The 12,135-nt window shown below is 57.3% G+C and carries 12 protein-coding genes and 1 other RNA gene; 10 read left to right on the top strand and 3 right to left on the bottom strand.

The window, feature by feature from the left end; translation table 11 throughout:
* The first annotated feature begins 28 nt into the window (after nt 1-28).
* Nucleotides 29-1,396, top strand: a complete 1,368-nt coding sequence (gene dgt / locus I2I05_RS08235; RefSeq protein WP_230688224.1) for a dGTP triphosphohydrolase — start codon at nt 29-31, stop codon at nt 1,394-1,396.
* Here dgt and I2I05_RS08230 read toward each other — a convergent pair.
* Together I2I05_RS08230 and guaA are read right to left on the bottom strand one after the other, a co-directional pair.
* Nucleotides 1,393-2,121: a type 1 glutamine amidotransferase gene (locus I2I05_RS08230; RefSeq protein WP_196281757.1), complete on the bottom strand. Its 729-nt coding sequence runs from the start codon at nt 2,119-2,121 to the stop codon at nt 1,393-1,395. The genes dgt and I2I05_RS08230 overlap by 4 nt on opposite strands.
* 156 nt (nt 2,122-2,277) lie before the next feature.
* Nucleotides 2,278-3,813: a glutamine-hydrolyzing GMP synthase gene (gene guaA, locus I2I05_RS08225; RefSeq protein WP_196281756.1), complete on the bottom strand. Its 1,536-nt coding sequence runs from the start codon at nt 3,811-3,813 to the stop codon at nt 2,278-2,280.
* Between the two features lie 220 nt (nt 3,814-4,033).
* Between guaA and ffs the strand changes: the two genes are divergently transcribed.
* The 5 genes from ffs (at nt 4,034) to I2I05_RS08200 (ending at nt 6,992) form a co-directional block, all read left to right on the top strand.
* Nucleotides 4,034-4,131, top strand: an RNA gene (gene ffs, locus I2I05_RS08220) — signal recognition particle sRNA small type.
* Between the two features lie 182 nt (nt 4,132-4,313).
* Entirely contained in the window at nt 4,314-4,970 is a 657-nt protein-coding gene (gene fsa / locus I2I05_RS08215; protein WP_196281755.1) for a fructose-6-phosphate aldolase, read from the top strand.
* Between the two features lie 104 nt (nt 4,971-5,074).
* The gene (locus tag I2I05_RS08210; RefSeq protein WP_196281754.1) at nt 5,075-5,278 is read left to right on the top strand and encodes a fructose-6-phosphate aldolase; all 204 of its coding nucleotides are present in this window, start codon (nt 5,075-5,077) and stop codon (nt 5,276-5,278) included.
* A gap of 80 nt (nt 5,279-5,358) precedes the next feature.
* A complete protein-coding gene (locus I2I05_RS08205) occupies nt 5,359-6,039 on the top strand; it encodes a cell division ATP-binding protein FtsE (RefSeq protein WP_196281753.1) in 681 nt (226 codons plus the stop codon).
* 59 nt (nt 6,040-6,098) lie between these two features.
* Nucleotides 6,099-6,992 (top strand): glycosyltransferase, encoded by an 894-nt coding sequence (locus I2I05_RS08200; RefSeq protein WP_196281752.1) that lies wholly within the window; start codon nt 6,099-6,101, stop codon nt 6,990-6,992.
* 132 nt (nt 6,993-7,124) lie between these two features.
* Here I2I05_RS08200 and I2I05_RS08195 read toward each other — a convergent pair whose 3' ends face one another.
* Nucleotides 7,125-7,982 carry a DUF6565 domain-containing protein gene (locus I2I05_RS08195; protein ID WP_196281751.1) on the bottom strand — a complete coding sequence of 286 codons (858 nt, stop codon included), beginning with the start codon at nt 7,980-7,982 and terminating at the stop codon, nt 7,125-7,127.
* Nucleotides 7,983-8,208: 226 nt separating this feature from the next.
* On the opposite strand from I2I05_RS08195, the gene I2I05_RS08190 reads away from it, so the two are divergent.
* From I2I05_RS08190 to I2I05_RS22325, 4 genes are all read left to right on the top strand, one after another.
* Nucleotides 8,209-9,357, top strand: coding sequence for a DegT/DnrJ/EryC1/StrS family aminotransferase (locus I2I05_RS08190; RefSeq protein ID WP_317192332.1), 1,149 nt, complete (start codon nt 8,209-8,211; stop codon nt 9,355-9,357).
* 194 nt (nt 9,358-9,551) lie between these two features.
* On the top strand, nt 9,552-9,902 hold the full coding sequence (locus I2I05_RS08185; RefSeq protein WP_196281749.1) for a hypothetical protein: 351 nt from the start codon (nt 9,552-9,554) through the stop codon (nt 9,900-9,902).
* A 40-nt stretch (nt 9,903-9,942) separates the two neighbouring features.
* Complete coding sequence (locus I2I05_RS08180) at nt 9,943-10,968, top strand: Gfo/Idh/MocA family protein (RefSeq protein WP_196281748.1); 1,026 nt, start codon at nt 9,943-9,945, stop codon at nt 10,966-10,968.
* Between the two features lie 289 nt (nt 10,969-11,257).
* The gene (locus I2I05_RS22325; RefSeq protein WP_317192331.1) at nt 11,258-12,109 is read left to right on the top strand and encodes a DUF695 domain-containing protein; all 852 of its coding nucleotides are present in this window, start codon (nt 11,258-11,260) and stop codon (nt 12,107-12,109) included.
* Nucleotides 12,110-12,135: the final 26 nt, after the last annotated feature.

Raw genomic sequence — 12,135 nt, 5'->3', positions numbered from 1 at the left:
TCCTCCCAGCCACACCCGAATGGATTCCATGCTCTGGCCTCGTCTGCTCTCGCAACGCCGCTTCCCCGACCAGCAGCTGCCGCCGCCGAGTGCAACGTTGGTCCGGGGCGCCTTTGTGGCCGATTACGACCGGGTGGTGTTCAGCTCTGCGTTCCGGCGCCTGCAGCGCAAAACCCAGGTGATGCCCCTGCCCGAAACCGACTTCGTGCACACCCGCCTCACCCACTCGCTCGAAACGGCCGTGGTGGGCCGCTCCTTGGGCCGGCTGGCGGCCCGGCAATTGCTGGAAACCGACGCTGACTTGGCCCAGCTGCTGCCGAATTTCGACCAGGACTGCGGCGACATCGTGGCGGCTGCTTGTCTGGCCCACGACATTGGCAATCCGCCGTTTGGGCACTCCGGCGAGGACGCCATCAGCAGCTATTTTGCCAGCGCGGCCGCCGAGCCCTATTTGGAGAATCTGACGGCCGCCGAAGTTGCCGATTTGCAGCACTTTGAAGGCAACGCGGCCGGCTTCCGCATTCTCACGCACACGTATGCGGCCCACAGCACCGGCACGGCCGGCCTGGGCCTGACGTATGCCACGCTGGGCGCCTTCACCAAATACCCCAAGCCCAGCCTCGTGGCGGAAAGCCTCAAAAAAGGCGGCGCGTCGGAAAAGAAATACGGTCATTTCCAAACCGAAAGCGCCCGTTTCCAGCACGTAGCCACCGAGCTGGGGCTGCTGCCCAAAGATGCCGACAGTGGTTTTTACCACCGCCACCCCCTGGCCTTTCTGGTCGAAGCGGCCGACGATTTGTGCTACCGCATCATCGATTTCGAAGACGGCCTGAAGCTGGGCCTGATTGCCCCCGAAGTCGGGTTGCCGCTCCTCAAAAAGATGCTTAACGACCCGGCCGGGCGCGTGGGCAGCGTGCAGTGGCACGACTGGCGCGAGGAACTGGGCTACATCCGCGCCCGCCTCATCGGCAAGCTGGTAGCCGAAATCGCCACTCTGTTTGCCAAGCATGCTCCCGCCATCCTGCGCGGCGAGTACGACCAGCCGCTTATCAAAGAGTTAGTCTGCTGGGCCGATTTGCAGGAAGTGCAGCGCCTGAGCATTGAAAAACTCTACCGCAGCCGCCCCGTTCTGGAGATTGAAGCGGCCGGCTTCGAAGTGCTCGGCGGCTTGCTCGATGCCTTCCTGTGCGCCGTTTTTGACGCAAGCCACGGGCACCGCAGCCGCAAGCTCCTGCTGTTGCTACCGGAGCAATTTCGGGCCGAAGGAAAGCAGGCCGGGGTTGCTGCTTATGAAAAAATCCTGCTGCTCACCGATTTCGTGGCGGGCATGACCGACCAAAACGCACTCAGTCTCTACAAAACAATCAAAGGAATTGAGCTGCCCAAAGGGTTTTAACTATCCAGCAAATCCAGTTCGCCTTCGTGCACCGCTACCAAGTTAGCCAGCAGCGACTCCAAGAGCTTGCGCCCTTTCCACACCGATTTTAGCTTGGCGCGAATCTGCTCGGCGGTTTGCACGAACTGCTGTTCCTCAGCAGTTTCGTGGCCTTCGAACTCGATGAGTAGCTCCACCATTTCCACCGTCATTTCGGGGTGAAATTGCAGGCCGATGATGCCGTCGCCCCACACAAAACCCTGCGTGGCGCAGCCCGCCGACATGCCGACCCGAATGGCACCCGGCGGCACCGTGAACGTATCCAAATGCCAGTGCAACACGGCCGCTTTTTCAGGCCAGCCGCGCAGCAACGGGTGTTCGAGCGCCTTAGCTGAAAAGCGCACGGTCCAGAAGCCAATTTCTGGCTCGTGGTTGGGCCGAACTTCCGCGCCGAGAGCCTCGGCTACTAGCTGTGCGCCTAAGCAAATAGCCAGCGTCACTTTGCCCGCCCGCAGTACTTCTCGGATAAAAGCTTTTTCCTCTACCAGCCAGGGAAAAGCGGCTTCGTCGTGCACACTCATGGCCCCACCCAAAATTAGGAGTCCATCGAATTCACTCAATTCAGGCAGTGTCGGATTCGGCTCGAAAAAGCGCGTAAATGTGAGCGAATGGCCATTAGCCAACAACCACTCAGCAGCGTGGCCGGGCCCCTCATTGAGCAAGTGTTGCAGGCAATGAAAGCGCATTATTTACAGGAATTGTCAGGGTATGACCGTAAAAGTAGAACGTCATGCTGAGCGTAGCCGAAGCATCTCTACCGCAATAGTAAATGGATTACTTGCCCGGTAGAGATGCTTCGGCTACGCTCAGCATGACGTTCAAAAAATAGTCAGAGAGCTACGCTACTCCCACTCAATCGTAGCCGGGGGCTTGCTCGAAATATCATATACCACGCGGTTGATGCCGCGAACTTGGTTGATGATTTTGTTGCTCACTTCGGCCAGAAACTCATAGGGCAGGTGGGCCCAGTCGGCGGTCATGCCGTCCACGCTGGTCACGGCGCGCAGGGCTACTACCCGCTCGTAGGTGCGCTCGTCGCCCATCACGCCCACGCTTTGCACGGGCAGCAGCATGGCACCCGCTTGCCACACGTGCGAGTAGAGGTCATGCTCCTTTAGTAGGTTGATAAACACCGCATCGGCGCGCTGCAAGAGGTCTACTTTTTCGGGAGTGATGTCGCCGAGAATGCGGATGCCCAAGCCCGGGCCAGGGAACGGGTGGCGGTTAAGAATCTCGCCGGGCAAGCCCAGCGCGGCGCCTACTTCCCGCACTTCATCTTTGAAAAGCATGCGCAGCGGCTCCACCACTTTCAGGTTCATGTCGTCGGGCAGGCCGCCCACGTTGTGGTGGCTCTTGATAGTAACCGAGGAGCCGTGCACCGAAACCGATTCAATCACATCGGGATAAATAGTGCCCTGGGCCAGCCAGGCGGCACCTTCCACTTTGTGCGCCTCGCGGTCGAACACCTCGATAAAGGTGCGGCCAATGGCTTTGCGCTTGGCTTCCGGGTCAGATAGGCCCGTGAGCGCGGCGTAGAACTCGGGCGCGGCGCGCACGCCGGTCACGTTCAGGCCCAGACCTTCGTAGGCTTTCAGCACGGTCTCAAACTCGTCTTTGCGCAGCAGCCCGTTATCCACGAAAATGCCGTGCAGCCGCGGCCCGATGGCGCGGTGCAGCAGCAGGGCCGCTACGCTGGAATCGACGCCGCCGGAGAGGCCCAGAATCACTTGGTCGTCGGGCCCAATGGTATGCTGCAGAGCCAGCACGGCCGAATCCACGAAGTGGTCGGGCGTCCAGGTTTGGGCGCACTGGCAGATGTTGACCACGAAATTGGACAGCAGCTGCTTGCCTTGAGTGGAGTGCGTCACCTCGGGGTGAAACTGGATGCCGTAGGTGTCCTGACCTTGAATTTTGAAGGCAGCCACCGCCACTTCGGGGGTGCTGGCAATGATGTCGTAGCCGCTGGGCAGCGTTTGGATGGTGTCGCCGTGCGACATCCACACCTGTGAGCCCGCGTGCATGCCTTGCAGCAGCGGCGACTCGTCGTTGAGCTCGGCTAGGCGGGCGCGGCCGTATTCGCGGATGGTGGCCGGCGTGACGTCGCCGCCGCCCTGCTGGGCCAGCAGCTGCGCGCCGTAGCACACGCCCAGCACGGGCACGTGGCCCAGCAAGTGGCTCAGGTCGGGGTTGGGGGCGCCTTCCTCCCGCACCGAACAGGGCGAGCCGGAAAGAACAACGCCCCGAATATCGTCGGTCAGAACGAGGTTCGGGGCGTGGGTGTAGGGATGAATTTCGCAAAACACGTGCAGCTCGCGGATGCGCCGGGCTATCAATTGCGTGTACTGCGAGCCGAAATCCAGAATGATAAGTCGTTCCATGCCGCAAAGCTACTCACGGAATTATGCGAATTGGCGGCGCATTCGCTGGTTTTTATAGACAACACCCTTACCAGGGGCATTTTTTAGCCACGAAGTCCAGCCCAGGTAGGATGTCTGAAATCAACCGGTTAGCCCGCAAAACCGCCGCGCTGAGGCCACAGTCCGCCACAAAAACCCAATGACTCCTAGAAAATCCCAGTAATCTGTGATTACCTTTGCAACGGCAAGTCAGAACGACCAGCTCCCGCTGAACTCCCCCAGGACCGGAAGGTAGCAAGGGTAAGTGGTTGTAGCGGTGCGATTTTGGCTTGCTTTTTTTTGCCCTTTCGTGTCGGCCCCGGCGCTGCTCTGTTCCGCATTATGGCGGCCCAATGAGTAGCTTTGGGGCCGATTCTTTTTTGCCTTTGCTCGCTTTTCGTTCCCCGCCATTGGCCCGGAGCAGATGGCCTTCAGGTGAATAAGCCCTTACCGCAACTAGCCAACCGCCAACCGCCCCATTCATGAAATTCTTCATTGACACCGCCAACCTCAACGACATTCGCGAAGCAGTAGAGCTGGGCGTGCTCGACGGCGTAACCACCAACCCGTCGCTGATGGCCAAGGAAGGCATCCGCGGCATGGACAATGTGATGGCGCACTACCGTCAAATTTGCGAGTTGGTGAGCGGCGACGTGTCGGCCGAAGTCATTGCCACCGATTACGAAGGCATCATCCGCGAAGGCGAAGCGCTGGCCGAGCTGCACCCCAACATCGTGGTGAAAGTGCCCATGATTAAGGACGGCATCAAAGCCATCAAGTACTTCTCGGATAAAGGCATTAAAACCAACTGCACGCTGATTTTCACGGCCGGTCAGGCGTTGCTGGCCGCCAAAGCCGGTGCGACTTACGTGTCGCCTTTCGTGGGCCGTTTGGACGACATCGGGCACGACGGCTTGCAGTTGATTGAGCAAATCGTGCAGATTTTCAGCAACTACGGCTACCCCACCGAAGTACTGGCGGCCTCGGTACGCCACGTGCCGCACCTCATTCAGTGCGCCGAGATTGGCGCCGATGTGGTGACCTGCCCGCTCAACGTCATCACCGCCTTGCTCAAGCACCCGCTCACGGACCAAGGCCTGGCTACTTTCCTGGCCGACCACAAGAAGGTTAACTCGTAATTGAGTTATGAGTTAAAAGTCAGGAGTTATGAGTTCGTACCCGGTTTGCCGAGCACTCATAATCCCAACTCATAACTCCCGACTTTTACCTCACAACCCGAAAAATGTACATCATCAAAGTAAAAGGCAAGGCTAAAATCCCCGATTACATTCAGCTGCGGGACGAAGCGTTTGTGCTCATTGCCTACTTTCGGGCCGACCGGCCGCTGAAGGATTTGCACCGCTACGGCCTCGAGGGCAAGGAGACCGAACTGGCAGCGGTAATCTCAGAATTAGAGTTTGGCAAGCTGCGGCCCTTGAATTTGTAGGGCCCACGGTAATTGAAATTTGGTTAAACGATAATTGTTGGAGCAACGCAAACGAGGCTTCACTAAATATTGGAGTTCCTATGTCCGAAAACGTTATTGAGCTGCACGATGCCACCATTATGCAAGAGCAGCAAGCGGTATTGCAGGGAGTGACGTTTTCGCTCGAGAAAAGCGCTTTTGTCTACTTGGTGGGCCGCACGGGTTCCGGCAAGTCGTCGCTGCTGAAAACACTGTATGCCGATTTGCCCTTGCAAAGCGGCATGGGCACGGTGGCCGGCTTTCCGCTACCGAAATTATCGGCCAGCAAAGTGCCGTATCTGCGCCGGCGGTTGGGCATCGTGTTTCAGGATTTTCAGCTGCTGTCTGACCGTTCGGTGGCCGAAAACCTGATGTTTGTCCTCAACGCGACGGGTTGGAAGGGCAAGGCTAAAAAGCAACAGCGCATCAGCGACGTGCTGACCCAAGTGGGCCTCAACGGCGCCGCCAACCGCATGCCGCACCGCCTTTCGGGCGGCGAGCAGCAACGCGTCGTTATCGCCCGGGCCATGCTAAATGAGCCCGTGCTTCTGCTCGCCGACGAACCCACGGGCAACCTCGACCCCGACGTGTCGGCCAGCATCATGCAGTTGTTCGGCGAAATAAATAATTCCGGCACCGCTATTTTAATGGCGACGCACAATTTTCAATTAATTGAAAAATATCCGCACCGCGTGCTCACGTGCAAGGACGGCGAATTATTAGATTCGGCCAAAACCCGCTAGCGGCCCCGCAAAGCCGCAGTAATTAATTACCGGTTGCGCGTTATTAATTCATAATTAATATGACGTCTGGGCTTTCGGTCTTAATTCCGGTATTCAATTGGGATGTCAATGCCTTGGTAGAAGCACTGTTGGCGCAGCAAGCCGACTGGTCGGGGCCAGTCGAAATAATTCTGTTCGATGACGGCTCTCAAGAGCAATTCCGAACGCTGAACCGGCCGCTGGCCAACCGGCAGGGAGTGCACTACCAGGAATTACCGCAGAACGTGGGCCGCGCCGCCATTCGCAACCAGTTGGCGGCAGCCTCTACCCGGCAAGAATGGTTGTTGCTGCTGGACAACGACAGCTTGCTGCCCGATGCGCAGTTTCTGGCGCGCTACGCAGCGGCCCGCCACCGCGCCCCGGTGCTGATAGGCGGCACCAGCTACGCCCCTGCTCCGCCCGCTGATGCCGCGCTCTACCTGCGCTGGCGCTATGGCCGGGAACGGGAAGAGCGGCCGGCGGCGGTGCGCCAGCAGGCTCCCCACGCCCAGCTCACCATCAACAATGCGCTGCTGCACGCCGACATCATGGCCCGGTTTCCGCTGGATGAGGGGTTAAATGGGTACGGGCACGAAGACACGCGGTTTGGCGCAGCGTTGGCGAAGGCAAAAATTCCGATAATTCACCTCGACAACCCCGTTCTGCACGCCGGATTGGAGCCTGTGGCTGTGTTCCTGCAAAAGAGCGAGCAAGCCGTGCATAACCTGGCCCAACTCTACCGCACCGAACAACTGGACCAAGATTCCCGCCTACTGCAAACGGTTCGGCGGCTGCAACGGCTTGGGCTGCTGCCCGCCACTCGGTTTGCCCTCCAGGCGCTGGCGCCGGCGCTACGCCGCAATTTGCTTTCCCGCCAGCCCCGCCTGCGTCAGTTCGATTTGCTGAAGCTTTACTGGTTTTTAGTCCAGATTTAGCAGTTGCTGCATAAATCAGATTTGGGCCTTACATCATACTCAGACTAGTTCTCCTCTTACTAACAACGCAAAAAGCCGGTTTCCGGCACGAGGCCCGGAAACCGGCTTTTCAACCGTCCTAATTCCTGGGAATTAGTCTTTCTTGTCGTCTTTGCCGTCGAAGACGTCCTTCACGGCGCCACCGGCTTTCTTGCCGGCCTGCTTCACATCGGAAGCGGTGTTGCTCACGGCCTGGCCAACTTTGCTGCGCTCGTCGGCCGTTTCAACCTTTACTTCCTGCGCCTCATTGCTGACCGCATTGGCGCCCTGGGCCGCCCGGCCCTGGGTTTTATCCCACGATTTGAAGGCGGCGTACTTCAGCTTTTCCTTCTGAATCTCGGCTAAGTCATTGGCCGGAATGTCGCCTTTGATTTTGTCGTAGGCTTCGTCCAACGCGCGCCATTCGGCGTTGATGTAGCGCCAATCGTCGAGGTCGTACCGCTCTTCGTTCTGCTTCACATTCTGCACAAAAGCCTCGTAAGTAGCGCGGGCATTGGCGGCTGTGAGCTGGGTGGCGGGTTGCGTGGGCTTGTAGTACTTGCCCACTTTCAGGGGAGCGGCCGTGGTGGCAGCGCCCGCACTGGCGCGGTTGGCCCAAGTGCTTTCGCGCTGTGCGATGGCGGTGGAGTAGCGGGTGCGGAGCTTCTCGATTTCCTGGCGGCGGTTTTCGTCGTAGTCGGCCGTGTAGCGGTCTATGGCCGCCACTTTGGCGTCGTAGTCAGCCTTGAGCTGCGTGGTTTCGCTTTCATAATCGGCTTCGGCCTCGCTGGCGACGGCGGCGGCATTGGCTTCGGTTTGCGAAACGAAGGTTTCGAAGTCGTTATAGGCTTGGTCCCTTTCTACCACTACTTCCTTCTTCTCAGTCGACGTGCAGCTGGTTTGGGTAAAGGCGCCACCGCCCACTAAGAGCAGGGCGGCCAGGGTGTGGAGGGTGAAATATCTTCTAAGCATGATGCAGAGGTTGTTTCGGGTGTAAGAGGAAATATGCAAAGGCGCACTTATTTAATTGTAAGGTGGCCTAATGCGTCCCTTAACGCAGGGTTTCGATGGCGGGTTGTGCAGCGCCGTCGGCCGAAACGCGCTTCTCCTTCGGTACAGACGCGTTAATCTTAGCTGCAACGGAGCCGGTACGTGCGGGCTTCTATCTTTGAGGCCCGCCTTGATTTGTCTTTCCACCGTGTCCATTTTACCCGCGCCCTCCACTCCTATTTACTTGCTGGACTTGCGCGCCGAACACGCCCGCATCCAGGCGGAGCTCGATGAGGCCGTGCAGCAAACCTTCGCCGACGCGGCGTTCATTCAGGGGCCGGCCGTGAGGGCGTTTGCGGCGGAGCTGGGTACGTACTTGGGCGGGGCCACCGTGGTGCCCTGTGCCAACGGCACCGACGCCCTAACCCTGGCCCTGATGAGCCTGCGGTTGCCCGCCGGAGCCGAAGTCATCGTGCCGGCCTTCACCTACGTGGCCACACTGGAAGCCGCGGCCCTGCTCGGGCTGCGCCCCGTGCTCGTCGATGTTTGCCCCGATACGTTCAACGTGGACCCGGCCGCGGTAGAAGCGGCCATCACGCCGCGCACCGGGGCCATCATGGCTGTGCATTTGTTTGGGCAATGTGCCGATTTGGAAGCACTGCGCCGTATTTCCTCCCAACATGGCGTGGCTTTGATTGAAGACAATGCCCAGGCCATCGGCGCCACGTTCCGGTTTGCCGATGGTGAAACCGTCTTTGCTGGCACCGTGGGCGAGGTGGGCACCACGTCGTTTTTCCCCTCCAAAAACCTCGGCGCAATGGGCGATGGCGGCGCCCTGCTCACCCGCGACCCGGCCCGCGCCGCCCTGCTCCAGCAGCTGGCCAACCACGGCCAGAGCCAGAAATATCACCACCAGCACATCGGCCTCAATTCCCGCCTCGACACGCTGCAAGCGGCCCTGCTGCGGGTGAAGCTGCGGCACTTGCCCGCCGCCACCGCCGCCCGCCAGGCCGTGGCTGCCCGCTACGATGCAGCGCTGGCTACTATTTCGGGCGTGCGTATTCCGGCTCGCGACCCGCGCAGCACCCACGTTTTTCATCAATACACCGTCACGCTGGAGGAAGCCGGCCGCCGCGATGACTTGCAGCATTTCCTAAGGCGCTGCGGCATTCCGAGTATTGTCTATTACCCGCTGCCGGTGCATGCGCAGGCCGCTTATGCCTATCTGGGCTATCGGGCGGGGCAGTTTCCGGTAGCAGAGCGGCTGTGTGGCGCTGTGCTGTCGCTCCCCATTCACCCGCTGCTGGCGCCGGAGCAGCAGGAATACATTATTGAAATCATAAAACAGTTTGTGTAGCGGCCTTAGCTGGCTGGGTTACGTTGGGGAGAGGAGCGGCATTTAAGGCCTATCTGAAAAATACTTTGAACGTCACGGAACGTCCTGCTGAGCTGGTCGAAGCAAGGCTTCCTCTTTACTGGAATGGCTCTTTGCTGCAATGGTAGTTTTTACATAGATTCTACTGCTACTGATTAACGCCCAAATCGAGATTCATGGAACGCTGGAGGAATTACCAAGAAGGCCGGTATTTACTTGTGCAGCTGCTGGTAGCCGGGGCTTTTCTGGGCCTGACCGGCTGGCTGTGGTATTCAAGTTTCTACAGTAACGCAGCGCTTGAAGCCACCGGAGATAGCGCCGTCTTGTTTGCGGCGATTGTGGCCGTTCTGTACAGCCTGCCTTTCGCCGGGTGGCAAGCGGGGTTGGTTTACCGCCGGAAACGCGGACAGTCCGTGTCGTCCCTCACTAGCATCCTCGTTTTGCTGATAAGTCTGTTTCCGGTGGGCGTAATTGTTTATCTCGCAATTATCATTGGGCTAGGCAGCCTAACCGCTGGTCAGGGGTAGCGTTGGGGCTACTTTTGTTGGCTATCCTCCTTCCGCATTGATGAGTACCCCCGTTGATTCCGTCCGCTTCGCCATTTGCGGGGTGGGCCACATTGGCCGGCGCCACGCCGCCCTCGTTTCCCGGCACACCGGGGCCGAAGTAGTGGCGCTGATTGACGTGCGCCCCGAGCTGCAACCTGAATTAGCCGTCGAATTTCCCGGCGTGCCCTTCTTTCCTTCGCTCGAAGATTTCCTGAACAGCGGCCCTGCCGCCGACGTCCTCACCGTGGCCACGCCCAACGGCTGCCACGCCCCGCAAGCGGTAGCCAGCCTGCGTCACGGCTTGCACGTGGTCATCGAAAAGCCCATTGCCCTGAGCACCGCCGATGCCGACACCATCGTGCACACGGCCCAGCAAACCGGCAAGCTGGCCTTCGGGGTGATGCAAAACCGCTACTCCCCGCCCGCCGCCTGGCTCAAGCAAATTGTGGACGAGGGCCGCCTGGGCCAGGTGTTTCTAGTGCAGCTCAACTGCTTCTGGAACCGCGACGCCCGCTACTACCGCCCCGGCGGCTGGAAAGGCACTCAGGCCCTGGACGGTGGCACCCTCTTCACCCAGTTCAGCCATTTCGTCGATTTGCTGTACTGGGTATTCGGCGACGTTACCAACCTCACGGCCCGGTTCCGCGACTTCACCCACGCCGGCCTGACTGAGTTTGAGGACAGCGGCCTCGTCACCTTCGACCTCGTGCGCGGCGGCAGCGGCACCCTCAGCTACAGCACCGCCGTGTGGGACCGAAACCTCGAGAGCAGCCTCACCGTGGTGGCCGAACGTGGCAGCCTGCGCATCGCCGGCCAGTACATGGACAAAGTGGAGTACTGCCACCTCGAAGACTACACCCTACCGGATTTGCCCGCCACCAACCCCGCCAACAACTACGGCGCCTTCCAGGGCTCCGCCGCCAACCACGTGCAGGTTATCGACAACGTGGTGGACACTGTACAGCAGCGCAGCTCCGCCACTACTAATGCACTGGAAGGCCTGAAAGTGGTGGAAATTATCGAGCGGATTTACGCGCTACGGTAGAGCAAGCCTATCATATCATTTCCCGTATCCTTATTATATACCTGATGAACTTTATAAAAAAAATACTTGGCAACAAGGGAGATAACCTTGGACCAAATGAAACATTCTGGAATTGGTTTCAAAAACATGAAAAGGATTTCGCTAAAGCTGTGAGGGAAGGCACCGCTATTGAAAAACTTTTTTTGATAAGCTTTCACCGAAGCTACAGGAAATAAAAGAAGGCTTCTATTTTCTGACAGGAATATCTGACGACGACAGAGTAGAATTAGTTTTCACCGCCGATGGGGATGTGAAGAATATACCTTTCGTAGAAGAGCTTGTTAGCAGGGCCCCTAAAATCGACGGCTGGCTGTTCACTGCGCTCAAACCAGCGTCGGATATAACAAGTGTAAGTATTGAAATCGCCGGATACGCAATCGATGCCGATTCTCTGAGCTTTTATTCGAATAAGATTTCTTCCTGCCCAGATGAGGTTGATGTAACAATTGTTTACAATGCTTTCTTGGAAGCTGACGAATCCATAATAACGCAAGGCGTATTTATTTTTTTAGAAAACTTCTTGGGTGAATTAAATTTTGCAACTTCAATTGACAATTCTAAAGTCGTCGGAAATACGGGCGTAACAGAAGAACTAATACCAATAGAAAAGTTAAAAGCATATCTATTATGGAGAGAAAACGAGTTCATTGAAAAGTATCAAGGCGTAAGGCACAACACTGAAAATGATTCTCATTCTTCTTTAACTGCAGAATTAGAAAGCGGCAACCGATTGCTAGCTATTATTAATACCGACTTGCTCGAATGGGATGGCAAACCATCCCACCCTTGGATATTACGAGTTGAACTGCCCTACGATGGAGTAGAAAACAATGGAATGCCTAACACAGATGATTACGAGCTATTAAATCAACTAGAAGATGATATTACGTTGGAACTCAAAGATGCTGACGGATACCTGAATGTTGGCAGAGAAACCACCAATGGCATCAGAACTATATATTTTGCCTGCAAAGAATTTAGAAAACCTTCAACAGTGTTATTCAGCATCGCAAAAAAATACTCGGGCAAGCAAGAACTGACCTATGAAATCTATAAGGATAAGTACTGGCAGTCTTTTGACCGGTTCACTCCTGGTTTGTAAATAATTTAATTACCATTGCCAAAGAA

The organism is Hymenobacter jeongseonensis (assembly GCF_015694725.1).
Classification (GTDB): domain Bacteria; phylum Bacteroidota; class Bacteroidia; order Cytophagales; family Hymenobacteraceae; genus Hymenobacter; species Hymenobacter jeongseonensis.
Note: the sequence above shows the minus strand (reverse complement) of the source record. Positions and strands in the feature narration are given on the sequence as shown.